At 65.3% G+C, this 23,699-nt stretch carries 19 protein-coding genes; 14 read left to right on the top strand and 5 right to left on the bottom strand.

From position 1 onward, the window contains the following. Window positions 1-99 precede the first annotated feature (99 nt). The 5 genes from aceE (at window position 100) to ABFG95_RS26300 (ending at window position 8,382) form a co-directional block, all read left to right on the top strand. The gene (gene aceE, locus ABFG95_RS26280; RefSeq protein ID WP_054504143.1) at window positions 100-2,808 is read left to right on the top strand and encodes a pyruvate dehydrogenase (acetyl-transferring), homodimeric type; all 2,709 of its coding nucleotides are present in this window, start codon (window positions 100-102) and stop codon (window positions 2,806-2,808) included. Window positions 2,809-2,820: 12 nt separating this feature from the next. After that, window positions 2,821-4,479 (top strand): dihydrolipoyllysine-residue acetyltransferase, encoded by a 1,659-nt coding sequence (aceF, locus tag ABFG95_RS26285; RefSeq protein ID WP_348995089.1) that lies wholly within the window; start codon window positions 2,821-2,823, stop codon window positions 4,477-4,479. 12 nt (window positions 4,480-4,491) lie between these two features. Beyond that, window positions 4,492-6,264, top strand: coding sequence for a dihydrolipoyl dehydrogenase (gene lpdA / locus ABFG95_RS26290; protein ID WP_348995090.1), 1,773 nt, complete (start codon window positions 4,492-4,494; stop codon window positions 6,262-6,264). A gap of 265 nt (window positions 6,265-6,529) precedes the next feature. Continuing rightward, on the top strand, window positions 6,530-7,303 hold the full coding sequence (locus ABFG95_RS26295; RefSeq protein ID WP_054418568.1) for an SDR family oxidoreductase: 774 nt from the start codon (window positions 6,530-6,532) through the stop codon (window positions 7,301-7,303). Window positions 7,304-7,473: 170 nt separating this feature from the next. Then, window positions 7,474-8,382: a LysR family transcriptional regulator gene (locus ABFG95_RS26300; protein WP_175146676.1), complete on the top strand. Its 909-nt coding sequence runs from the start codon at window positions 7,474-7,476 to the stop codon at window positions 8,380-8,382. A 180-nt stretch (window positions 8,383-8,562) separates the two neighbouring features. Here the strand turns inward: ABFG95_RS26300 and ABFG95_RS26305 are convergent, their stop codons facing one another. The 5 genes from ABFG95_RS26305 to ABFG95_RS26325 all read right to left on the bottom strand — a co-directional run bounded on the left by ABFG95_RS26305 (window position 8,563) and on the right by ABFG95_RS26325 (window position 14,564). Beyond that, window positions 8,563-8,757, bottom strand: coding sequence for a putative motility protein (locus ABFG95_RS26305; protein ID WP_006387491.1), 195 nt, complete (start codon window positions 8,755-8,757; stop codon window positions 8,563-8,565). A gap of 113 nt (window positions 8,758-8,870) precedes the next feature. Beyond that, the gene (locus ABFG95_RS26310) at window positions 8,871-9,665 is read right to left on the bottom strand and encodes a hypothetical protein (protein WP_278993260.1); all 795 of its coding nucleotides are present in this window, start codon (window positions 9,663-9,665) and stop codon (window positions 8,871-8,873) included. 467 nt (window positions 9,666-10,132) lie between these two features. Further along, the gene (locus ABFG95_RS26315) at window positions 10,133-11,794 is read right to left on the bottom strand and encodes a flagellin (protein WP_049074415.1); all 1,662 of its coding nucleotides are present in this window, start codon (window positions 11,792-11,794) and stop codon (window positions 10,133-10,135) included. A 212-nt stretch (window positions 11,795-12,006) separates the two neighbouring features. After that, complete coding sequence (locus ABFG95_RS26320) at window positions 12,007-13,605, bottom strand: class I SAM-dependent methyltransferase (protein WP_348995091.1); 1,599 nt, start codon at window positions 13,603-13,605, stop codon at window positions 12,007-12,009. A gap of 203 nt (window positions 13,606-13,808) precedes the next feature. After that, window positions 13,809-14,564, bottom strand: a complete 756-nt coding sequence (locus ABFG95_RS26325; protein ID WP_049074409.1) for an RNA polymerase sigma factor FliA — start codon at window positions 14,562-14,564, stop codon at window positions 13,809-13,811. Window positions 14,565-14,994: 430 nt separating this feature from the next. On the opposite strand from ABFG95_RS26325, the gene flhD reads away from it, so the two are divergent. The 9 genes from flhD (at window position 14,995) to ABFG95_RS26370 (ending at window position 23,686) form a co-directional block, all read left to right on the top strand. After that, complete coding sequence (gene flhD / locus ABFG95_RS26330) at window positions 14,995-15,318, top strand: flagellar transcriptional regulator FlhD (RefSeq protein ID WP_006219025.1); 324 nt, start codon at window positions 14,995-14,997, stop codon at window positions 15,316-15,318. A gap of 31 nt (window positions 15,319-15,349) precedes the next feature. After that, window positions 15,350-15,931, top strand: coding sequence for a flagellar transcriptional regulator FlhC (gene flhC / locus ABFG95_RS26335; protein ID WP_348995092.1), 582 nt, complete (start codon window positions 15,350-15,352; stop codon window positions 15,929-15,931). A gap of 117 nt (window positions 15,932-16,048) precedes the next feature. Next, a complete protein-coding gene (motA, locus tag ABFG95_RS26340) occupies window positions 16,049-16,918 on the top strand; it encodes a flagellar motor stator protein MotA (protein WP_006387509.1) in 870 nt (289 codons plus the stop codon). An 11-nt stretch (window positions 16,919-16,929) separates the two neighbouring features. Next, complete coding sequence (motB, locus tag ABFG95_RS26345; protein WP_049074404.1) at window positions 16,930-17,919, top strand: flagellar motor protein MotB; 990 nt, start codon at window positions 16,930-16,932, stop codon at window positions 17,917-17,919. 2 nt (window positions 17,920-17,921) lie between these two features. Further along, the gene (locus ABFG95_RS26350; RefSeq protein WP_006387511.1) at window positions 17,922-18,302 is read left to right on the top strand and encodes a response regulator; all 381 of its coding nucleotides are present in this window, start codon (window positions 17,922-17,924) and stop codon (window positions 18,300-18,302) included. A 29-nt stretch (window positions 18,303-18,331) separates the two neighbouring features. After that, window positions 18,332-20,461 carry a chemotaxis protein CheA gene (gene cheA, locus ABFG95_RS26355; RefSeq protein ID WP_063584308.1) on the top strand — a complete coding sequence of 710 codons (2,130 nt, stop codon included), beginning with the start codon at window positions 18,332-18,334 and terminating at the stop codon, window positions 20,459-20,461. A gap of 15 nt (window positions 20,462-20,476) precedes the next feature. Further along, on the top strand, window positions 20,477-20,977 hold the full coding sequence (cheW, locus tag ABFG95_RS26360) for a chemotaxis protein CheW (RefSeq protein WP_006387513.1): 501 nt from the start codon (window positions 20,477-20,479) through the stop codon (window positions 20,975-20,977). Window positions 20,978-21,116: 139 nt separating this feature from the next. Next, complete coding sequence (locus ABFG95_RS26365; RefSeq protein WP_049074399.1) at window positions 21,117-22,823, top strand: methyl-accepting chemotaxis protein; 1,707 nt, start codon at window positions 21,117-21,119, stop codon at window positions 22,821-22,823. A gap of 95 nt (window positions 22,824-22,918) precedes the next feature. After that, entirely contained in the window at window positions 22,919-23,686 is a 768-nt protein-coding gene (locus tag ABFG95_RS26370; RefSeq protein WP_236747623.1) for a CheR family methyltransferase, read from the top strand. The last annotated feature ends 13 nt before the right edge of the window (window positions 23,687-23,699 follow it).

A 23,699-nucleotide genomic window follows, 5' to 3' on the forward strand; every position in this document is an offset into this window, starting at 1 on the left:
ATGGCATGGTAGCCCGGATGATCCCGACTACCATGGCATGTCCGCGAGTAGATAAATAAGCGGGTGCGGTCACGAACGAACCCCAACAGGAGACACACGATGTCCTCTTTCGCCCAGGCTGGCGCCGTGCAGGCTGCCAACGACGAAGACACCCTAGAAACCCAGGAGTGGCTCGAAGCCCTGGCGGCAGTCCTTGATCGCGAAGGACCGCAGCGCGCGCACTACCTGCTGGAACGCCTGATCGACGAAGCCCGTCGTTCCGGCGCCCACATCCCGTTCTCGCCCAACACCGCTTACGTCAACACGATTCCGCCCGGCCTGGAGCCGGCCCATCCGGGCAACCTGGAACTGGAATCGCGCATCCGCTCGTACGTGCGCTGGAACGCCATGGCCATGGTGGTCAAGGCCAACAAGCACAACCCGCCGGACGGCGGCGACCTGGGCGGCCACATCGCCTCGTTCGCCTCGCTGGCCACCATGATCGGCTGCGGCCAGAACCACTTCTGGCACGCCGAGAACGAAAACCACGGCGGCGACCTGGTCTACTTCCAGGGCCATACCTCGCCCGGCATGTACGGCCGCGCCTACCTCGAAGGCCGCCTGACCGAAGACCAGCTGAACCACTTCCGCCAGGAAGTGGACGGCAAGGGCCTGTCCTCGTACCCGCATCCGAAGCTGATGCCGGACTTCTGGCAGTTCCCCACGGTGTCGATGGGCCTGGGCCCGCTGATGGCCATCTACCAGGCCCGCTTCCTCAAGTACCTGCACGCCCGCGGCATCGCCGACACGAGCAAGCGCAAGGTCTGGGTATTCTGCGGCGACGGCGAAATGGACGAACCCGAGTCGCTCGGCGCCATCGCCCTGGCGGCCCGTGAAAAGCTCGACAACCTGATCTTCGTCATCAACTGCAACCTGCAGCGCCTGGACGGCCCGGTGCGCGGCAACGGCAAGATCATCCAGGAACTGGAAGGCGACTTCCGCGGTTCGGGCTGGAACGTGATCAAGCTGATCTGGGGCGGCTATTGGGATCCGCTGCTGGCGCACGACAAGGAAGGCATCCTGCGCAAGATCATGGAAGAAACCGTCGACGGTGAGTACCAGGCGTACAAGGCCAACGACGGCAAGTTCGTGCGCGAGCATTTCTTCGGCAAGCACCCCAAGCTGCTGGAAGCCGTGTCGCGCATGAGCGACGAAGACATCTGGCGCCTGAACCGTGGCGGCCACGATCCGCACAAGGTCTACGCCGCGTTCGACGCCGCCTCCAAGCATGAAGGCCAGCCGACCGTCATCCTGGCCAAGACCATCAAGGGCTACGGCATGGGCCACGTGGGCCAGGCCAAGAACCCGACCCACCAGCAGAAGAAGCTGGAACTGGACTCGATCCGCGAATTCCGCGACCGCTTCGGCATCCCCATCCCGGACGACAAGCTGGCCGACCTGCCGTACTTCAAGCCGGCGGAAGACTCGCCCGAAATGAAGTACCTGCACGAGCGCCGCGCCGCGCTGGGCGGCTACCTGCCGCGCCGCCGCGCCAAGGCCGACGAGCAGCTCAAGGCCCCGGCCCTGGACGCCTTCAAGGCCGTGCTGGAACCCACCGCCGAAGGCCGTGAGATCTCCACCACGCAAGCCTTCGTGCGCATCCTGAACCAGGTGCTGCGCGACAAGGAACTGGGTCCGCGCGTCGTGCCGATCCTGGCCGACGAATCGCGCACCTTCGGCATGGAAGGCCTGTTCCGCCAGATCGGCATCTACGCGCCGGAAGGCCAGAAGTACGTGCCGGTCGACAAGGACCAGGTCATGTACTACAAGGAAGCGGCCGACGGCCAGCTCCTGCAGGAAGGCATCAACGAAGCGGGCGCGATGAGCTCGTGGATCGCGGCGGCCACGTCGTACTCCTCGAACAACCGCATCATGATCCCGTTCTTCATCTACTACTCGATGTTCGGGTTCCAGCGCATCGGCGACCTGGCCTGGGCCGCCGGCGACATGCAGGCGCGCGGCTTCCTCTTGGGCGGCACCGCCGGGCGCACCACGCTCAACGGCGAAGGCCTGCAGCACGAAGACGGCCACAGCCACATCCTGGCCTCGACCATCCCCAACTGCGTCTCGTACGACCCTACCTTCGGCCACGAACTGGCCGTGATCATCCAGCATGGCCTCAAGCGCATGGTGGAAGACCAGGAAAACGTCTACTACTACCTGACGGTGATGAACGAAAACTACCCGCAGCCTGGCCTGACCGCCGGCGACGAGGAAGGCATCATCAAGGGCATGTACAAGCTCAAGTCGCACGGCAAGGGCAAGAACCGCGTGCAACTGATGGGCTCGGGCACGATCCTGCGCGAAGTCATGGCCGCCCAGGAACTGCTGGAAGCCGACTGGGGCGTGGCCTCGGACCTGTGGAGCGTCACCAGCTTCACCGAACTGCGCCGCAACGGCCTGGACGCCGAGCGCCACAACATGCTGCACCCCGACGAGAAGAAGCCGCAAGTGGCCTACGTCACGGAACAGCTGGCCAAGACGGAAGGCCCGATCATCGCGTCGACCGACTACATGAAGCTGTTTGCGGACCAGATCCGTCCGTTCGTGCCCAAGGGCCGCGAATACAAGGTGCTCGGCACCGACGGTTTCGGCCGTTCGGATTTCCGCGCCAAGCTGCGTGAGCACTTCGAAGTGGACCGCCACTTCGTCGTGGTCGCCGCGCTGCGCGCGCTGGCCGACGAAGGCAAGGTGCCGGTTGCCAAGGTGGCCGAAGCCATCAAGAAGTACGGCATCAACCCGAACAAAGCCAACCCGCAATACGCCTGAGGGTAAAGAGACATGAGCAACGTCGTGCAAATCAAGGTTCCCGACATCGGCGACTTCAAGGAAGTGGAAGTCATTGAAGTGCTGGTGGCGGTGGGCGACACGATCAAGGCCGAGCAGAGCCTGATTACCGTCGAGTCCGACAAGGCCTCGATGGAAATTCCCGCCTCCACCGGGGGCGTGGTCAAGTCCATCAGCGTCAAGGTCGGCGACAAGGTCGCTGAAGGCTCGGTGGTGCTGGAGGTCGAAGCGGCCGATGCCGCCGCCCCGGCCGCCAAGGAAGCCCCCAAGGCCGAAGCCCCCAAGCAGGCCGCCGCCGCCGCGCCCGCCGCCAAGGCCGGGGCTGCCGCGCCGGCCGCCAGCAGCGGTCCGGTCGAGATCGAAGTGCCGGACATCGGCGACTTCAAGGAAGTGGAAGTCATCGAAGTCATGGTCGCCGTCGGCGACACCATCAAGGCCGAGCAGAGCCTGATCACCGTCGAGTCCGACAAGGCCTCGATGGAGATCCCGGCCTCGCAGGGCGGGGTGGTCAAGGAAGTGAAGGTCAAGGTCGGCGACAAGGTCGCCAAGGGCTCGGTCGTGGTCGTGGTGGAGGGCAGCGCGCCCGCCGCCGCGCCGGCCGCCAAGGCCGAGGCCGCGCCGGCCAAGTCGGAAGCCCCGGCCGCCAAGGCGGAAGCGCCCGCCGCCCCGGCCACGCCCGCCGCCGGCTCGCGTCCGGCTCCCGCCGCCGCGCTGGAAGACGCCAACCTCAAGCCCGGCCAGCTGCCGCACGCCTCGCCGTCGGTGCGCAAGTTCGCCCGCGAACTGGGCGTGAACCTGAGCAAGGTCAAGGGCACCGGTCCCAAGGACCGCATCACCGCGGACGACGTGCGCGGTTTCGTCAAGCAGGCGCTGGCCGCCGGCCCGGTGGCCGCCGCCGGTGGCTCGGCCGATGGCGCCGCGCTGGGCCTGCTGCCGTGGCCCAAGGTCGACTTCACCAAGTTCGGCCCGGTCGAAGCCAAGCCGCTGTCGCGCATCAAGAAGATCTCCGGCGCGAACCTGCACCGCAACTGGGTCATGATCCCGCACGTCACCAACAACGACGAAGCGGACATCACCGACCTGGAAGCGCTGCGCGTCACGCTGAACAAGGAAAACGAGAAGTCGGGCATCAAGGTCACGATGCTGGCCTTCCTGATCAAGGCCGTGGTCTCGGCCCTGAAGAAGTTCCCCGAGTTCAACGCCTCGCTGGATGGCGACAACCTGGTGCTCAAGCAGTACTACCACATCGGCTTCGCCGCCGACACGCCCAACGGGCTGGTGGTGCCGGTGATCCGCGATGCCGACAAGAAGGGCATCCTGCAGATCGCCCAGGAAATGACCGACCTGTCCAAGAAGGCGCGCGAAGGCAAGATCTCGCCCGCCGACATGCAGGGCGGCTGCTTCTCGATCTCGTCGCTGGGCGGTATCGGCGGCACCTCGTTCACGCCCATCATCAATGCGCCCGAAGTGGCCATCCTGGGCGTGTCGCGTTCGTCGCACAAGCCGGTCTGGGACGGCAAGCAGTTCGTGCCGCGCCTGATCGTGCCGCTGTCGCTGTCCTATGACCACCGCGTCATCGACGGCGCCGCCGCTGCCCGCTTCAACGCCTATCTGGGCGCCTTGCTGGCCGACTTCCGCCGCATCGCGCTGTAAACGGGGAGCCCTATGAGCAATACCGTTCAAATCAAAGTGCCGGACATCGGTGACTTCAAGGAAGTCGAAGTCATCGAAGTGCTGGTCGCCGTTGGCGATACCATCAAGGCCGAGCAGAGCCTGATTACGGTCGAGTCCGACAAGGCCTCGATGGAAATCCCCGCCTCCACGGGCGGCGTGGTCAAGTCCATCAGCGTCAAGGTCGGCGACAAGGTCGCCGAAGGCTCGGTGGTGCTGGAAGTCGAGGCGGCCGAGGCCGCCCCGGCCGCCAAGGAGGCGCCCAAGGCCGAAACCGCCAAGGCCGAGGCCCCCAAGGCCGACGCCAAGCCGGCCGCCGCGGCTCCCGCCGCCGCGACCTTCAAGGGTTCGGCCGACGCCGAGTACGACATGCTGGTGCTGGGCGCGGGCCCCGGCGGTTATTCGGCCGCCTTCCGCGCCGCCGACCTCGGCCTGTCCGTGGTGCTGGTCGAACGCTACGCCACGCTGGGCGGCGTCTGCCTGAACGTGGGCTGCATCCCGTCCAAGGCGCTGCTGCACAACGCCGCCATCATCGACGAGGCGCGCGAGCTGGCCGCCCACGGCATCAGCTTCGGCGAACCCAAGATCGACCTGGACAAGCTGCGCGGCTACAAGGACAGCGTGGTGGCCAAGCTGACCGGCGGCCTGGCCGGCATGGCCAAGGCGCGCAAGGTGACCGTGGTGACGGGCGTGGGCGAATTCGCCGATGCCAACCACCTGGCGGTCAAGGGCGCCGACGGCAAGTCGCAGACCATCCGCTTCAAGCAGGCCATCATCGCCGCCGGCAGCCAGTCGGTGAAGCTGCCGTTCCTGCCGCAGGACGAGCGCATCGTCGATTCCACCGGCGCCTTGCTGCTGCGTGAAATCCCCAAGAAGATGCTGATCATCGGCGGCGGCATCATCGGCCTGGAAATGGGCACGGTGTACTCCACGCTGGGCGCGCGCCTGGACGTGGTGGAAATGCTGGACGGCCTGATGCAGGGCGCCGACCGCGACCTGGTCAAGGTCTGGCAGAAGAAGAACGCCGGCCGCTTCGACAACATCATGCTCAAGACCAAGACGGTCGGCGCGGAAGCCAGGAAAGACGGCATCTACGTCACCTTCGAGGGCGAGGGCGCGCCGAAGGAACCGCAGCGCTACGACCTGGTGCTCCAGGCCGTGGGCCGCAGCCCCAACGGCAAGAAGATCGGCGCCGACAAGGCCGGCGTGGCCGTGACCGACCGCGGTTTCATCGAGGTCGATCGCCAGATGCGCACCAACGTGCCGCACATCTTCGCCATCGGCGACATCGTCGGCCAGCCGATGCTGGCGCACAAGGCGGTGCATGAAGGTCACGTGGCGGCCGAAGCCGCCGCCGGCCAGAAGTCGTTCTTCGACGCCCGCGTGATTCCGTCGGTGGCCTACACCGATCCGGAAGTGGCGTGGGTCGGCCTGACCGAAGACGAAGCCAAGAAGCAGGGCATCAAGGTCGAGAAAGGCGTATTCCCGTGGGCCGCTTCCGGCCGCGCCATCGCCAACGGCCGCGACGAAGGCTTCACCAAGCTGCTGTTCGACGCCGAGACGCACCGCATCCTGGGCGGCGGCATCGTCGGCACCCATGCCGGCGACCTGATCAGCGAAGTGGCGCTGGCCGTGGAAATGGGCGCGGACGTCATCGACATCGCCAAGACCATCCACCCGCACCCGACCCTGGGCGAATCGGTGGGCATGGCGGCCGAAGTGGCCGAAGGCGTGTGCACCGACCTGCCGCCGATGAAGAAGAAGTAAACCCTGGCTGGCCGGATCTTGCGTCCGGACGCAGGCACCACAGCCCGAAGCGCCTCCCGGCCTTCGGGCTTTTTCATTGCGGCTCGCGCGGATCGGCAGCCGTCCGATCCTGCCGGTCCGCCAGGGGCGTTTGCGGCGCCGGCACCGCACAGGCTCTGGCATTGGGGCGATTTTCTGGATAATCCATCCGGCCATGCCCGGCTGATCCCGGCCCCGCCGCTGCCTAGAATCGAATCTCCATCGACACACATGCGGGAGATTTTCCATGGCAGACCATTCCATCAAGGGCAAAGTCGTCCTGATCGCCGGCGGGGCCAAGAACCTGGGCGGCCTGATCGCGCGTGACCTGGCGCAACAGGGCGCCAAGGCCGTCGCCATCCACTACAACAGCGCCGCGTCCAAGGCCGATGCCGACGCCACCGTGGCCGCGATCCAGGCCGCCGGCGCCCGGGGCGTGGCATTCCAGGCCGACCTGACCACGGCCGGCGCCGTCGAGAAACTGTTCGCCGACGCGGTCGCGGCGGTGGGCCGGCCCGACATCGCCATCAACACCGTCGGCAAGGTGCTCAAGAAGCCGCTGACCGAAATCAGCGAAGCCGAATACGACGAGATGAGCGCGGTCAACGCCAAGTCGGCGTTCTTCTTCCTGAAAGAGGCCGGCCGCCACGTCAACGACAATGGCAAGGTCTGCACCCTGGTGACCTCGCTGCTGGGCGCATTCACGCCGTTCTACGCCGCCTATGCCGGCTCCAAGGCGCCGGTCGAGCACTACACGCGCGCGGCCGCCAAGGAGTTCGGCGCGCGCGGCATCTCGGTGACGGCCGTCGGCCCCGGCCCGATGGACACGCCGTTCTTCTATCCGGCCGAAGGCGCCGATGCCGTGGCGTACCACAAGACCGCCGCCGCGCTGTCGCCGTTCTCCAAGACCGGCCTGACCGACATCGAGGACGTGGTGCCGTTCATCCGCCACCTGGTCAGCGATGGCTGGTGGATCACCGGCCAGACCATCCTGATCAACGGCGGCTACACCACCAAGTAGCCGGTCAGGCCGCCCGGGGGGCCGCCTGGCCCCCGCGATTCGAGGTCGCGTGGGTCTGGCCCGGCCTGCCTGGCGGGGGCGCCATTTCCCGTGCCTGCGATGTCCCGCGAACCGGCTATGCTGTCACGGGCGGCGTCGTGCCGCTGGCGCTGGGGGACTCCCGGGGGAGCATGGACAGATTCGAACAGTACCGCGTCTTCGCGCAGGTGGCGGAGATGGGCAGCTTCATCAAGGCGGCCAACGCGCTGGAACTGCCGCGCGCCTCGGTCTCGGCCGCCGTGCAGCAGCTCGAGGCCCAGTTGGGCGCGCGGCTGCTGCACCGGACCACGCGCCAGGTGCGCCTGACCGCCGACGGCGCCCAATTGCTGGAACGGGTCCGGCCGTTGCTGGCCGAGGTCGAGGACATTGACCACCTGTTCCAGCAGAGCCAGCGCCAGGTTTCCGGGCGGCTCAACGTCGACGTGCCCAGCCGCATTGCGCGCCGCCTGGTGGCGCCTGCGTTGCCCGGCCTGCTGCGGCGTCATCCCCGGCTGCAACTGGCATTGGGGTCCAGCGACCGCGCCATCGACCTGATCCAGGAAGGCGTCGATTGCGCGGTGCGCATCGGCGCGCTGCATGACAGCAGCCTGGTGTCACGGCCATTGGGCAACATCGCCCTGGTCAACTGCGCCAGCCCCGCCTACCTGCGCGAGCAGGGCGAGCCGCGGGCGCCGGACGCGCTGCCGACGGATCACTGGATGGTGGGATACGCTTCGCCGACCACCGGCCGCGAATTGCCCTGGGAGGTGGCGGCCGGCGACGGCGACCGCCAGGCCATCACGGTGCCCAGCCGGGTGGTGGTCAACAATGCCGAAAGCTATATCGCCTGCTGCCTGGCGGGCCTGGGATTGATCCAGATTCCGCGCTTCGACGTGCAACACCTGCTGGACGCCGGCGAACTGGTGGAAGTCATGCCAGCGCACCGCGCCGCCTCCATGCCGGTGGCGCTGCTGTATCCGCACCGGCGGCAACGCTCACGCCGGCTGGCGGTTTTTCTGGAGTGGTTCGAGGAACTGATGCGCAGGCACCTGGAGGCCTGACGGCGCTAGCCCGGGCGGGCAGGGAGTCGTGAAGAGGGCGGGGCGAAGAAGCGGGCCGAAGAAGGGGCCGAAGAAGCGGGCCGAAGAAGCGGGCCGAAGAAGCGGGCCGAAGAAGCGGGCCGAAGAAGCGGGCCGAGGAGGGCTGGGCGCGGCAATCGTTGCCGCGCGCGCCGGCGCGGTTTACGCCTGGGTATTGATGCGGGTGCCGATCTTGCCGTCGATGGCGACCACCGGCAGTGACTGCATCAGCGTGGCGACGGTGTCGGCCTGGGCGTTGATGGCCTTCTTGGTGACGCGCGCCTGGACTTCCTGCATCAGTTGCGCGTCGCGCATGGCCAGGCCGGTATTCACGGTGTTGCTGACGGAAAGATCCATGGCGGGGAGTCCTGTGAGGCTTGCCGGACGGTGTCCGGAACAAACGGATTATGCGTGATTATCGCGTACTTCACCGCATCGCGGTGGAATTCTCGGACGAGAATTGCGCGGCGTCAGGGTTGGGCCGGGCATTCCTTGACGGCGCCCCAGCCCTGGTTCGGGCCGCAGTATTGCTTGCGGGCGGCCCAGGCGCAGTCGGGCCGCTCGAAAAAGCCCAGCGTGGCGCAGCGCGCCAGTTCGGCCTTCAGGCTGTCGACCCATGCGTGTGGATTTTCGGCGGGGATTTCGGTGATGCGCAACGTGGGTTTGGGCAAGGCCGGGGCGGCCGCATGCGGCGTCGCGGCTTCGCGAGCCGAGGCGGAGGGCGTTGTCGCCGCCGGGCTGGGGGCGTCCGTGCGGCCCGGCGCCGGCGTGTCGTCCCGCGGTCTCGCGGCGTCCTGCGGTGTCGAGGCGGGCCCGGACGCATGTTCTTGCACGGTCGGCGTGGGGGCGGGGGGAGGCGGCGCGGCGTCGGGCCGCGTGGTAGCGCCGGGTTGCCGCAGGGGAGCCGGACCCGCGTCGAGCGGCGCCAGCGGCACGCGCATCGGGCCGGCGGCGGATGCGCCCGACCGTCCCGCGTTGGGCGTGCTGCATGACACCACCAGCAGCACCAGGGCGCCATAGATCGCCAGGGTATAGAGCACGGTCAAGGTGGCGTAGCCCACCCGCTTGCCGGTGATCGGCGCGGCGTGTTCGCGCCCCAGCAGGCTGCGCCAGCCGACCAGCGCGGCGCCGGGCGCGCTGATCAGCCACCAGCCCAGCCGCTTGAGCGGGCCGGGAGGGCGCGGAATCGACGCCTGGACCTGCGCGGCCAGCAGTTCGCGCAAGGCGCGGTTCTCTTCGCGCAGGCGCTGGGTGTGGGGATCCACCGGCGCCTGGTCATCTTGATCCGTGGTGCCGTCATGCCGCGTAGCGAGTGGATCGGGAGGCGTGGTGGTCATATTACGAAAAATATAGATACAAAAGCGTGCGAGGGCAATTATGAAGGGGCGTGGCGCGTCTCAAAAAAGCGAGAAGGTGGCAAAAAGCCTCCTTCCACGATCGCTTGGAAGTCCGGGCCATTCGTGGGGCGGGCGCGCAGGGGCAATCCATCGCGCGGGCAACCGCGGCAAATGTGGCCGGCACGGAAGATGTGTGGGGATGAGGCCCAAGGGTGTCCATGCCGCGGCGCAATGGCGCGCTGCCGTCGGCCTCGGGGTGGACTTGGGGGGCACGAATGCAAACAAGCCGGCTTGCGCCGGCTTGTTTTACGACCGGGTGTCAAGCACCCGGTGCGGGAGGCGGGTGGGGCAGGCCTTGCGGCACGCCCCGCCCAACCGTCAGGCGTTGCGGCGGATTAACGCAGCAGCGACAGGACGGTTTGCGGCACTTGGTTGGCTTGCGCCAGAACCGAGGTGCCAGCCTGCTGCAGGATCTGAGCCTTCGACATGTTCGACACTTCCGTGGCGTAGTCCGCGTCTTGAATGCGCGAGCGGGCCGACGACAGGTTGTTCACGACGTTGTTCAGGTTGGCGATGGTCGATTCCAGGCGGTTCTGCACAGCGCCCAGTTCGCCCGTCAGCTTGTCCAGCTTGGTGAAGGCGGCGTCCAGCGTCTTCAGCGGGTCGGACGTCTTGCCGCCCTTGCTGGTCGTTTCCGTGGTCAGCTTGCCCGACGAGTTGACGTAGGCGGTAGCGCCGACCTTCGGAGCGTAGTCGCCCGTGCCCGTGCCGCCCTTGACCGTGGCCTTGCCCGTGTTGGGGTCGACGGTGTAGGTCGTGTCGTAGTTCTGGGTACGGGTGAAGTTGCCCGAACCGTCAACCCACGTGTCGGTCGAGGTGCCGGTCGTGAACGTCAGGGTGGCGGCGGTGATGCCTTGGCCCAGGTTGATCGTGCTGCCAGCAGCGCCGGCCTTGAACGTGGCCAGCAGGGCATCCTTGGCGACCGTATCGGTGTACGTCACGACGCCGGCGGTGCCGCTGCTGTTGAAGGTCTTGCCGCCGATCGAGACGCTGGCGCCGCCAACGGCTGCCTTGCTGGTGGTGGTCAGGACGTCGTCCAGCGTGGCTTGCGCGCCGCCGCCGGGGTTGTTGGTCGACAGTTCGCCGGTCGCGGCCAGGTAGGCGGCCTTGCCACCGATGGTCAGCTTGCCGGTCGCATCAACTTCGAACGAGGACGAAGCCGAGGCGTTGTTGGTGTAGGTGCCGGTGACGGTGCCGGTGGCCGGGGTCAGCGACGTGGCCAGCTTGGTCAGGGCGGCGGCGTCGGCGGTCTTGTTCTGGAACGTGAAGTTGCCGTTGGCGGCATCGTACGTGTAGGTGGTGCCACCGACAGCGACGGTGTTGCCGTTTTCCAGCTTGCCGAAAGCTTGCTCGGCGGTCGCGGCGGCGTGGTTCGTGGTCACGGTCCAGTCATTGCCAGCGGCGGTACCGCCAGCGGCTTGCAGGTCGGACACGGTGGCGGTGCGGTTTTGCGTCACGCCGGTGCCGTTCACGTTGAAGCCGTCCAGGCCCAGCGTCTTGACGCTGATTTCGGTCAGGTTCAGGGTGATGGTTTCGCCGTCGTTGGCGCCGACTTGCAGCGTCAGCGGCTTGGCATTGCCCGACAGGACCTTCACGCCGTTGAAGTCGGTTTGCTGCGAGATGCGATCGATGTCCGACAGACGCTGGTTGATTTCGTCTTGCATCGAGTTGAGCTGCTCTTGCGAGTAGCTGCCGTTGGCGGCTTGCACCGACAGTTCGCGAACGCGCTGCAGGTGGGTGTTGATTTCGGAGGCGGCGCCTTCCGTCGTCTGGGCCAGCGAGATGCCGTCGTTGGCGTTGCGGGCGGCTTGGGTCAGGCCCTTGACGTTCGCGGTGAAGCGGTTGGCAATGGCCATACCGGCGGCGTCATCCTTCGCGCTGTTGATGCGCAGGCCGGACGACAGACGCTCGATGGCGGTACCCAGGGCGGATTGCGACTTGTTCAGGTTGTTCTGAGCAACCAGCGACAAGTAGTTGGTGTTGATAACTGCAGCCATGTTTAGGCTCCCAAGAGAGAAAGGCTTCTTCAAACCGGGCAGCTAAGCCGCCCAACTGTAACGTGAAGAACTGACTTTGTTGATTTCAGTTTCGTCCGTTGCCAGGATTACGGCAGTGCCAAATCAATCTTTAGGACTAAATCACGAAAATCGCATTTTTTTCCATTTCCCCTGAGCCGGCGGGAGTGCAGGGGAAATGGAAGCGCCCATTGCTACATAAGCAAGCCGCCAGAACGCATGGCGTCCAGGATGCGTACCAGCAACTCCTGGGCGACCGGATCGACGTTGCGGGCCCCCTTGAGCGCGAGCCCGTCCGGATGAGGGATGCGCCCGGATGTCAGCGCATCACGCAGTTGCGTGCGCACTTCAGCCTGGGGCAGCGAGCCGTCCAGGAGGCTGGCGACATAGCGGGTGGCGGGCTCTGTGCTCAGGTTTACCCACTGGTGCCACAGGTTGTAGTGGCCGACCTGCAGCGTCTTTTCGCTGGCGGCAATGATCAGTTCGCGGGCGCCTGGAATCAGGCGGGGCCGGGCTGAGTCGTTGCCGTAGCCGAGCGGTTCGCGGCGGTATCGCAGCGCCCCGCAATTCATCAATGTAATCAAATGCAATAGCGTGGCGTGTTCCGCGGCCGTACCGCTCTGAGCCGACTTGGTGCCTACGATCGTCTGGGCCTGCTCGAACGAAATCGCGTTGGGCCATTGCTCCTGCAGGGTCTCGATCAGTGCGATCAGCGAGGGATCCTGCGTCGCCAGCCCGGTGTTGGCGGGCGTGCGGAAATGCCGGTGACCCGGATTGGCCCGGTCCCGCTCCGCTTCCGATTGCAGCTGGACGGAAACGAACATCGATGAGAAGTGGCTGGCCTCGGGCTTCTCCCGGATCTGGTCGGCGCGTTCGGCATGCACGAGGATGCTCTGGCGGAATTGGCGGCCGACCGCAAAATCCAGGTATTGCTCGCGCATGACGCGGTCGGCGCCCGCGGACATGGTGGCGAGCGCGGCCGCGGTGGCCTGGCCGTAATTCGAGGGGAAGGAGCCTTCGGGCTGAGCGTCGCTGACATAGGCCAGGTCCGCTTGCTGGATGCTGGCGATGAACTCCAGGAAGTAGCAGGGCGAGTTGATCATCTCCAGGTATTCGTGGAAAAGATAGTGGTCCGGCTGCTGGCTCAAGGTGTGTGCCGCCTTGCTGATTGCCTCGCGCATCAGATTATTGGGCGACAGGCCATGCTGGAGCAGGCCAAGCATTTCCTTCGCCTTTTTCAGTTTTTCGGCTGGCGTGGTGGCCGAGAAACTATTCAGCTGCATCGCGTCGCGCAAGATGTCCGATGTTTTCCACCCGGGGTAGACGTTGTAGCTGATGAAGGCAAGGCCCTCGGGCGCCAGATTGTCGCGGCAGACTCGCAGAATCGCTTCGCGGACCACGGGAGGAACCCAGCTGAACACGCCGTGGCAGATGATGTAGTCGAACTTGCCCAGGCTATCGTCGATGTCGGTAATGCTGAGGGCACGCAGGTCCAGGTTGCGCAGTCCGAGCCGTTGTGCGATCTCGCGCCCGGCATTGATCTGCTCCGGGGACAGGTCGATGCCGATCACTTGTGCATCCGGGTTTGCCACCGCGAACGGGATAAGGTTGCCGCCCGCGGCGCAACCCAGCTCCAGGACCCGCGCGGTCGCCAGCGGGGCGGAGTCCAGTCCGTATAAGTGAGCAACCGCCCGGAGATGCCCAGGGGCGGTTTGCGCCAGTGCGTTCGAAGTGTAGGGCGTTTCATCGTAGGCGTCGGAAATCGCCTGGTTCAGCAGATCGGGTTCGGTCATCTTGGGGTCCGTGTCGAGGCAGCCATGGCAACGGCGGCCTGGTCGCGCGCAAAGGCAAATAGTGCAGGCGACAGCCTATCAGCCGGCAGGGGATCCGGAAGGCTCGAAAAAGGGCGGAAAGAGCCCGGGTTTCGCTAGGCCGGAAGCTCCATCTGGAAATCGGGCCGACATTGATGCGAAACGGGGTGGGTGTCCGGCTCGCCTCAGATAATCTGCGCGATCTGCCCCTCCTGGGGCAATTGCTGCCAGGCCTGCTCGCGCAGCTTGGCGCGGATGCGGGCGGTGGCCTGCGAGCGCAACTGGCAGACGCGGGCCTCGGTTACGTTCATGATCGCGCCGATTTCCTTCAGGTTCAGGCCCTGTTCGTAACACAGCGAAAGCAGCAGCTTTTCGCGGTCGGGCAGGGAGTCGATGGCGTGGATCAGGGCCTGGCGGAAATCGCCGGCCAGCAGCGAATCCAGCGGATTGCCGCCGGCGGTGCCGTGATTCAGCGTGGCGGCCCAGTCAGACTGGCCCGAGGCGGTGTCGGGCTCGGTGGCGAAATCTTCGTAATGGACGATCTGCACGCCTTGGGCGTCGTGCAGAAGCGTCTGATATTCGTTCAGCGGCATTTCCATCTGCTGCGCGATCTCGGCTTCGCTCGGCGCGCGCATCAGGCGTTGCTCCAGCTGCTGGATGGCCTGTTCGATCTTGCGGGCCTTGGCGCGCACGCTGCGCGGCAGCCAATCCTGGCCGCGCAACTCGTCCAGCATGGCGCCGCGGATGCGGGTGGTGGCGTAGGTCTCGAACTGGGCGTCGGCGGTTTCCTGGTAGCGCCGCACGGCGTCCAGCAGTCCAATCATGCCGGCCTGGATCAGGTCGTCGAGCTCGACGCTGGCCGGCAGCCGGGCGAGCAATTGCAGGGCCAGCTTCCGCACTAGCGGGGCATATTCGACCAAGCTGTCATCTGCGTGGGGCATTGCGGAAATGTCGGGCGGTGTCCATCGTGACGCATTGTCGGTTGTTGTCAATTTGCGACATTGTCGACAAACGCGCGGCTACGCTAAAGCTAGCAAGATTCTGTGATCGGCAAGGTGCCATTGTCGGCAAAAGACGGCATTTCATTCGCTAAAGCACGCAACGTTTTGAATGCTTATTTGCCAAATTGACGTACATTTGTCAGGGCTTTCTATGTCAAGGTGTATCTAAAGTCTCAAGTTGCGCAATATCAACAAAGATTTGTCATATAAGTCATAGAAAATGACATGACCTGTGGTAAATTTTACTTAAATTGCGAACAAATGATACATTTCGCATTAAAACAGGATGCAGCGGGCAGGGCGCAACATATGTTGCGAAATGCTTTGGTTATCAAGCCCCTTCGGTGGGATAGGGAATAGGGAGTCGGGCGTGCAACAAGTCGAAAATTCTTTGCTGGCAGATATTCGTGAAGTGAATCTGTCCTATCTACTTCTCGCGCAGCGCATGCTGCGCGATGACTATGCTGCATCGATGTTCCGCCTGGGTTTCAGCAATGAGGTTGCCGATATCCTGATGCGTCTTTCTCCGGCCCAGCTGGTGAAGCTGGCCAGTTCCAGTTCGCTCCTGTGCCGTTTCCGTTTCGACGACTACAGCCTGCTGTCCGCCCTGACCCACGACGTACTGGGCGGCGCGCTGCAGCAAGCGCACGCGACGATCCTGCTGGCCAAGCAACCTGTTGAAGAACTGGCCTGACGGCCTGTCGAATCCCACTCGGACACGTGTAATGGCCACCAAGAGCGTTTCGCAGGAAGCGGATGACATCCTGCTAGCCAGCTCCATGATCACCCTGGGCGCGCGGCTGCAGGTGTTGGAGGCGGAAACCAGCCTCAGCCACGACCGCCTGGCACGCCTGTACCGCGAAATCCGCGGCTGCTCGCCACCTAAGGGCATGCTGCCTTTTTCGGTCGACTGGTTCATGACCTGGTTGCCGAACATCCATTCCTCGCTTTTCTACAACGTGTATTCGTTCCTGAATGCGCGTACCAGCAGCAAGGGCATCCGCGCCATCATCGACGCGTACCGCCTGTACCTCGAAAATGCCGGCGTCGATAGCGCCGAATCCACCGAACCCGTGCTGAGCTTCACTCGCGCCTGGATGCTGGTGCGGTTCTTCGACAGTGGCATGCTGCAGCTTTCGGCCTGCCGCCAGTGTGGCGGGCATTTCATCGCCCATGCGCATGATCCGCAATCGGATTTCGTGTGCGCGATCTGCCGCCCGCCACCCCGCGCCGGCAAGACCCGCGCCGCCGCCAAGGCGCGCGCGGGCAGCCGCTCCGCGCCTGCCGTAGACGCCGCCCGTTCCTGAGCGGCGCGTCCAAATACATCAAAAGCCCTGGAAAAGTCCCCGTAACCCGCCTTTTTGGGTCGGGGGGAACAGGGGATCATTGACGCCGGTTTTAGACTTCGTTGGCAGGGGCCTGATGTGTTGATTGTTATCGGTTTTCTAGTGGTGATCGTGTCGGTCATCGGCAGCTTCGTAGCGCTGGGCGGCCACATGGGCGCGCTCTACCAGCCGTTCGAGTTGACGCTGATCTTCGGCGCGGCCTTCGGCGCGTTCCTGGCCGGCAACAGCAAGAAGTCGCTGATGCTGGTCAAGAAGGCGCTGCCGGATACGCTGAAAAGCTCGCGCTACGGCAAGGACGTCTACATGGAGCTGATGGCGCTTCTGTACGTGTTGCTGAACAAGGCGCGCCGCGAAGGCCTGATGGCGATCGAATCGCACATCGAGGATCCGGCTTCCAGCCCGATCTTCAGCGAGTATCCGCGCATCGCCAAGGACGAGAAGCTCATGGAGTTCATCACGGACTACCTGCGCATCATGATCAGCGGCAACATGAGCTCGTTCGAAATCGAAACCCTCATGGACGAGGAAATCGAGACCTACCGCCACGAACGCGAAGTGCCCGCCAGCATGATCCGGCAGATGGCCGACGGCCTGCCGGCCTTCGGTATCGTGGCCGCGGTGCTGGGCGTGATCAAGGCGCTGGCCGCCGTGGACCAGCCGCCCGCCATCCTCGGCGACCTGATCTCCAAGGCCATGGTCGGCACCTTCCTGGGCATCCTGCTGGCCTACGGCTTCGTCGGTCCGCTGGCCTCGCGCATCGAGCGCCGCACGGACGAGGCCATGAAGGTGCTGGAATGCATCAAGACCACGCTGCTGGCCAGCATGAACGGCTACCCGCCGCAACTGGCGGTGGAATTCGGCCGCAAGGTGCTGTATTCGTCGGTGCGCCCGACTTTCGGTGAGCTGGAAGAACACGTCCGGCAGACCAAGTCCACCGCCAAGGCCTGACGGAGCGGGCCATGAGCACGGTAAACAACCACCGTGTGGTGATCCGCCGCAAGAAGGTCCACGGCGGCGGGCACCACGGCGGCAGCTGGAAGATCGCCTACGCCGACTTCATCACGGCGATGATGGCGTTCTTCCTGGTGATGTGGCTGATCAGCATCGTGCCGCGCGAGGAACTCAAGGGCATCGCCGAATACTTCCGCATGCCCCTGCGCGTGGCGCTGACCGGCGGTCCCAGCAGCTCGGCCGAGACCAGCGCGGTTCCCGGCGGCGGCCGCGACCCGCTGCGCAGCGATGGCGACGAACGCCGCGCCCAGGGCAACCGGGTCGAGGCCCAGCCCATGGGCGACGCCGAGCGGCGCGACCAGCATCGCCTGGAAAACCTCAAGAAGCGCCTGGAAAACGTCATCGAGAACAGTCCGGTGCTCAAGAGCTTCCGGCCCCAATTGCTGATCGACCTGACCACCGAAGGCCTGCGGATCCAGATCATCGACAACCAGAACCGTCCCATGTTCGCGACCGGCCGCGCCGAGGTGCAGCCCTACATGCGCGACATCCTGCGGGAATTGGGGCCGGTTTTGAACGAACTGCCCAACAAGGTCAGCATCTCGGGCCATACCGACGCGTCGCAGTACGCCCGCGGCGAGCGCGCCTACAGCAACTGGGAACTCTCGGCCGATCGCGCCAACGCCTCGCGCCAGGAACTGGTGGCCGGCGGGATGAACGAAAGCAAGGTCATGCGCATCCAGGGTCTGTCCTCGAGCATGAGCCTCGTTAAAGATGATCCATATGCGGCCGTTAATAGACGTATCAGCCTAGTGGTGCTCAACCAGAGCACCCAGCGGCGCATCGAAAACGAGAACGCCGCGGCCGCGGACGTCAGCGCCAAGGATGCCCGCGAGGTTGGAACGGCCGTGGAGGCGGTGAATGCCGCCGCCCAGGCCACGACGGCAACCAAGCAAGGCGACGCGGCGGCAACGCCGCCCGCCGAAGGGGCTCGATAGCAATGGCGGCAACGATTCTGGTGGCGGACGATTCGGCGACGATGAGAATGATCGTCCAGGCGACGCTGACGGGCGCGGGATGGAAGGTATTGACGGCTGGCAACGGCCAGGAAGCGCTGGAAGTGGCGAAAAGCCACCCGGTCGACCTGGTGGTGAGCGACTGGAACATGCCCGTGATGGGAGGCCTGCAATTGATCCAGGGCCTGCGCGAACAGGAACAGTACCTGGACGTGCCGGTGCTGGTGCTGACCACCGAGGATGACGTGGACAGCAAGATGGCGGCTCGGGATCTGGGTGTGTGCGGCTGGTTGTCCAAGCCGGTCGATCCCGATGTGCTGGTGGAATTGGCGTCCGAATTGCTCGACGAGCAATCCGGCGCGTAGGCAGGTTCATTTATGAAGGCGTACGGGTCATGAGTTCTGGTTTGGACCTCAGTCAGTTTTACGAGACCTTTTTCGACGAGGCGGACGAGCTGCTCGCGCAAATGGAGCAGTTGCTGCTCGAGCTCGACGTCGGCGCGCCCGACATCGAACAGCTCAATGCCATTTTCCGCGCGGCCCATTCGATCAAGGGCGGCGCGGCGACGTTCGGCTGCTTCAACCAGCTGGCGGGCACCACCCATCTGCTTGAAAACCTTCTGGACGCGATCCGTCGCGGCGAAATGGCGCTGCGTACGGACATGATTGATATCTTCTTGGAAACGAAAGACGTGCTCAAAAGCCAACTGGATGCCTACCGGGCCTCCGAAGAGCCCGATGAAGCCGTGTTTGAGCGCATCTGCGCGGTGTTGAGGCAGCTCGCCCTGGAGCATAAGGATCCCGCGGCGGCCGCGGCGCCTGCGCCGGCCCCGGTCGCCGCGCCTGCGCCGGTGGCGCCGCCGCCGGTACAGGCCGCGCCCGAGCCGGCTCCGGTGGTCGAGGCGGCGCCCGCTGCCGCCGACGCCGCCGGCCTGCCGCTGCGCGTGCGCATCACCAAGGTGTCGGACAAGGATGCCGAGTCGCTGCTCGAGGAAATGGGCAATCTCGGCCAGGTCAAGGCCAGCGAGCGCGCCAACGGCGTGCTGACCGTCTGGGTCGACAGCACCTGCACCCCGGATGACATCGAAGCCGTCTGCTGCTTTATCGTCGACGCCGACCAACTGAATATCGCCCGCGAGGCAGCGCCCGTGGCCGACGCCGCGCCGGCGCCCGCCGTGGCCGCCGCGCCGGTGGCCGCGACCCCCGAGGCCGCGCCTGCCGCCGCGCCTGCCGCGGCCGAGCCCGCCGTGGCCGAGTCCGCCGCCGCCGCCGAAGCCATCTCGCAGGCCGCGCGCACCAGCCGCGCCGCCGCGCCGGCCCACGTCGACAAGGAATCCACCTCGATCCGCGTCGGCGTCGAAAAGGTCGACCAGGTCATCAACCTGGTGGGCGAACTGGTCATCACCCAGGCCATGCTGGCGCAGACCGCCTCGACGTTGGACCCTGTGCTGCACGACCGCCTGCTCAACGGCATGGAGCAGCTCGAGCGCAACGCGCGCGACCTGCAGGAAGCCGTCATGTCGATCCGCATGATGCCGATGGACTACGTCTTCAGCCGCTTCCCGCGCCTGGTGCGCGATATCGCCGGCAAGATGGGCAAGCAGATCGAATTGCAGACCTACGGCCGCGCCACCGAACTCGACAAGAGCCTGATCGAGCGCATCATCGACCCGCTGACGCACCTGGTGCGCAACAGCCTGGACCACGGCATCGAGACGCCCGAGAAGCGCGTCGCCGCCGGCAAGGATCCGGTCGGCCAGCTGGTGCTGTCTGCCCAGCACAATGGCGGCAACATCGTCATCGAGGTCAGCGACGACGGCGCCGGCCTGAACCGCGAAAAGATCCTCAAGAAGGCCATGGCCCAGGGCCTGCCGGTCAACGAGAACTCGCCGGACGACGAAATCTGGCAACTGATCTTCGCGCCGGGCTTCTCCACGGCCGAGAAAGTCACCGACATCTCCGGCCGCGGCGTCGGCATGGACGTGGTGCGCCGGAACATCCAGGACATGGGCGGCCACGTGCAGCTGTCGTGCGAGCCGGGCAACGGCACCACCACGCGCATCGTGCTGCCGCTGACGCTGGCCATCCTGGACGGCATGTCGGTGCGGGTCGGCGAGGAAACCTTCATCCTGCCGCTGAACCACGTGACCGAATCGCTGCAGCCCACCAACGACCAGATCTATTCGGTGGCGGGCAACGAGCGCGTCATGCATGTGCGCGGCGAGTACCTGCCGCTGGTGGAGATGCACCGCGTGTTCTCCGTCAGCGACGCGCAAACCGATCCCACCCAGGCCATCGCGGTCATCATGCAGGCCGAGGACCGCCGTTTCGCCCTGTTGGTGGATCACCTGATTGGTCAGCACCAGGTGGTGGTGAAGAATCTCGAGTCGAATTACCGCAAGGTTCCCGGCATCTCCGCCGCCACCATCCTGGGCGATGGCAGCGTGGCGCTGATCGTCGATGTATTTGCGCTTGCGCGCGCCAACCGTGAGCGTTGGTCGCAGCCCGAAGCCATTCTGAATTGATGGAGAAATAGCCCCATGGCAGCCAAACCGCAAGCGCAAGCCGCGCGCAACGAAGATGTCGGCAACGAGTTCCTGGTCTTCACGCTGGGCGACGAAGAGTACGGCATCGACATCCTGAAGGTGCAGGAAATCCGCGGCTACGATGCCGACACGGTGACCCGCATCGCCAACGTCCCGCCGTTCATCAAGGGCGTGACCAACCTGCGCGGCATCATCGTGCCGATCGTCGACCTGCGCATCAAGTTCAACCTGGGCAGCGTCGAATACAACGAACAGACCGTCGTCATCATCCTCAACCTGGATCGCCGCGTGGTCGGCATCGTGGTCGACGGCGTCTCGGACGTGCTGATGCTCAACGCCGGCCAGATCCGCCCGGCGCCGGAATTCGGCGCCACCCTGTCCACCGAATACCTGACGGGCCTGGGCACGGTCGACGAACGCATGCTGATCCTGGTCGACATCGAAAAGATGATGACCAGCGATGAAATGGCCCTGGTGGAGAAGGTCGCTTCCTGATCGGAAGGACTGGACCCGGATGCGCGACCGGCGGGGCGGGGCCCCGGCGGTGGCGACCTCCCAGGGAGATGGGCGCGCCATATTGTGGAATCGATATGGCGCTTTTCCTTAACGATTGCAGTCAGGAGGGGTGCTTGTGATGCGCAAGTTTTTCGCGAACATGACGATACGCAGCAGCCTGTTGTGGGTGCTGGCGTTTTTCTCATTCATGTTGGTGATTGGAGCGGCGCTGGGCGTGCTGTCGTTGCGCATCAGCAACGCGACACTGGCGGAAATCAAGCAATCGCAGGAGCTGAACGATGCGCTCGGCCGAGTCGTGTCGAGCTACAAGGACACCCTCAATGGCCTGGGCCGTACGGCCTCGTCCAATTATGCCGACATCGTGCGCAGCGTCGGCCAGCCGACGCTGCTGACGCAGGGCCTGTCGAGCGAGGCTACGGGCCTGCTGGAGCGCGCCAAGGCGGCGCAGAACAAGGGCCAGGCCGAATTCGAGTATTTCAAGACGCTGCCGCGGCCCGCCGAGGCAGCCGAATCGCTCAAGGAGGTCGAGGAAGCCTACGGCGCCTTGATCCAGCAGGGCGTGCAGCCCCTGACCGCCGCGCTGGAGAAGGCCGACATGCCGGCCTACCAGACGCAGGTGCAGAAGGTGCAGGACGCGCTGGAAGGGCGCTTCGCGCGCGCCGTCGAAGGCTTTGATTTCTGGCGCGCCAGCAAGATGCTGGACGCGTTCGAGGTGGCCCAGGTGCGCTACCAGTTCGTGCTGATGGCAGTGGGCGCCGGTGGCATCATCGCCGCGTTGCTGGTGTTCGCCACGTATGTGTTCCTGCGCCGCCGGGTGCTGCAGCCGCTCAAGGAAGCGGGCCATCATTTCGACCGGATCGCCGGCGGCGACCTGACCGCACGTGTCGACGTGCGCAACACCAACGAGATCGGCCAGTTGTTCGCCGCGCTCAAGCGCATGCAGGAAAGCCTGACGCGCACCGTGGCGTCGGTGCGCCGCGGCGTGGACGAGATCAACATCGGTTCGCACGAGATCGCGGCCGGTAACACCGACCTGTCCAGCCGCACCGAGCAGCAGGCGGCCTCTCTGGAAGAGACCGCCGCGTCGATGGAAGAACTGGCTTCGACGGTCAAGCAGAACGCCGACAACGCGCGCCAGGCCAACCAGCTGGCGGCCAGCGCTTCGGACGTGGCCGAGCGCGGCGGTTCGGCGGTGGCCGAAGTGGTCAACACGATGCATGGCATCTCGGCCAGCTCGCGCAAGATCTCTGAAATCGTGTCGGTGATCGACGGCATCGCGTTCCAGACCAACATTCTGGCGCTGAACGCGGCGGTGGAAGCGGCCCGTGCCGGCGAGCAGGGCAAGGGCTTCGCGGTGGTGGCGGGCGAAGTGCGCTCGCTGGCGCAGCGCAGCGCGCAGGCGGCCAAGGAGATCAAGGGCCTGATCGAGGACTCCGTGACCAAGGTGGGCGCGGGGTCCGAACAGGTGGAACGCGCCGGGGCGACGATGCAGGAGATCGTGGCGTCGGTCAAGCGTGTGACGGACATCATGGGCGAGATCTCGGCGGCCTCGGAAGAGCAGTCCAGCGGCATCGACCAGGTCAATCGCGCGGTTTCGCAGATGGACGAGGTGACGCAGCAGAATGCGGCGCTGGTGGAAGAGGCGGCGGCCGCGGCCGGTTCGCTGCAGGAACAGGCGCAGCGCCTGGCCGAAGCCGTGGCGGTATTCAAGATCAATGCCGGCGAAGTGATCGAGGTGCCGGCCCAGCGCCTGTCCTCGGGCCGGTCATCCGCCGCGGACGATTCGCGGTTGCAAGCGCCTGACGCGCTTGCGCTTGGACACTGAGGGTAGTGGTGGCAACAGCGGCAAACCTGGCGCCGTCCATTCCGGTGGACCGCCAATTCGATTTCCGGGACGCGGACTTCACCCGCGTGCGCAAGATGATTCACGCGCGTGCCGGCATTTCACTGGGCGCGCACAAGCGGGAAATGGTCTACAGCCGGCTGGCGCGGCGCCTGCGGGCGCTGGGACGGCAGGATTTCGGCAGTTATCTGGACCAGCTCGAGAACGAACCTGACGCGGCCGAATGGGAAGACTTCGTCAATGCCCTGACGACCAACCTGACGGCGTTCTTCCGCGAGTCGCATCATTTCCCCATCCTGGCGGACTTCGCGCAGAAGCGGGGCGGCCCGGTGTCGGTGTGGTGCTGTGCCGCGTCGACCGGCGAGGAACCGTATTCCATCGCCATCACGCTGGCCGAGGCGCTGGGGCCGCGCGCCGGCGCCTGCTCGGTGCTGGCGACCGATATCGACACCAATGTGCTGAACCGGGCCCGCACCGCGGTCTATCCGGCCGAGCGCGTGGCAAAGATGGAGGAAAGCCGCCTCAAGCGCTTCTTCCTGAAGGGCCGGGGCGCCAACGCCGGGCAGGTCAGGGTGCGTCCCGAGATCGCCGACATGGTGCGGTACGAAACGTTGAACCTGCTGGCGCCGTCCTGGCCGATCAACGAGAAGTTCGACGTGATCTTCTGCCGCAACGTCATGATCTATTTCGACAAGCCGACCCAGGCGAAGATCCTGGAGCGGTTCGTGCCGCTGCTCAAGCCGGGCGGCCTGCTGTTCGCGGGCCATTCCGAGAACTTCACCTATATCAGCCGGGATTTCCGTCTGCGCGGGCAGACAGTCTACGAATGCGCGGGTAAGGCCTAGGCGCGCCTTCGGG

This window comes from Achromobacter sp. HNDS-1, from assembly GCF_040084795.1.
Lineage (GTDB): Bacteria > Pseudomonadota > Gammaproteobacteria > Burkholderiales > Burkholderiaceae_B > Achromobacter > Achromobacter ruhlandii.

Excerpts from the sequence above, each read along its gene's own strand:
- ABFG95_RS26365 (WP_049074399.1), top strand. The coding sequence starts at position 21,117 with ATGCGCAAGTTTTTCGCGAACATGACGATACGCAGCAGCCTGTTGTGG.
- ABFG95_RS26325 (WP_049074409.1), bottom strand. The coding sequence starts at position 14,564 with ATGCCCCACGCAGATGACAGCTTGGTCGAATATGCCCCGCTAGTGCGG.
- ABFG95_RS26315 (WP_049074415.1), bottom strand. The coding sequence starts at position 11,794 with ATGGCTGCAGTTATCAACACCAACTACTTGTCGCTGGTTGCTCAGAAC.
- flhC (WP_348995092.1), top strand. The coding sequence starts at position 15,350 with ATGGCCACCAAGAGCGTTTCGCAGGAAGCGGATGACATCCTGCTAGCC.
- lpdA (WP_348995090.1), top strand. The coding sequence starts at position 4,492 with ATGAGCAATACCGTTCAAATCAAAGTGCCGGACATCGGTGACTTCAAG.
- aceF (WP_348995089.1), top strand. The coding sequence starts at position 2,821 with ATGAGCAACGTCGTGCAAATCAAGGTTCCCGACATCGGCGACTTCAAG.
- cheA (WP_063584308.1), top strand. The coding sequence starts at position 18,332 with ATGAGTTCTGGTTTGGACCTCAGTCAGTTTTACGAGACCTTTTTCGAC.
- ABFG95_RS26350 (WP_006387511.1), top strand. The coding sequence starts at position 17,922 with ATGGCGGCAACGATTCTGGTGGCGGACGATTCGGCGACGATGAGAATG.
- ABFG95_RS26370 (WP_236747623.1), top strand. The coding sequence starts at position 22,919 with ATGATTCACGCGCGTGCCGGCATTTCACTGGGCGCGCACAAGCGGGAA.
- ABFG95_RS26305 (WP_006387491.1), bottom strand. The coding sequence starts at position 8,757 with ATGGATCTTTCCGTCAGCAACACCGTGAATACCGGCCTGGCCATGCGC.
- aceE (WP_054504143.1), top strand. The coding sequence starts at position 100 with ATGTCCTCTTTCGCCCAGGCTGGCGCCGTGCAGGCTGCCAACGACGAA.
- ABFG95_RS26320 (WP_348995091.1), bottom strand. The coding sequence starts at position 13,605 with ATGACCGAACCCGATCTGCTGAACCAGGCGATTTCCGACGCCTACGAT.
- motB (WP_049074404.1), top strand. The coding sequence starts at position 16,930 with ATGAGCACGGTAAACAACCACCGTGTGGTGATCCGCCGCAAGAAGGTC.
- cheW (WP_006387513.1), top strand. The coding sequence starts at position 20,477 with ATGGCAGCCAAACCGCAAGCGCAAGCCGCGCGCAACGAAGATGTCGGC.
- ABFG95_RS26300 (WP_175146676.1), top strand. The coding sequence starts at position 7,474 with ATGGACAGATTCGAACAGTACCGCGTCTTCGCGCAGGTGGCGGAGATG.
- ABFG95_RS26295 (WP_054418568.1), top strand. The coding sequence starts at position 6,530 with ATGGCAGACCATTCCATCAAGGGCAAAGTCGTCCTGATCGCCGGCGGG.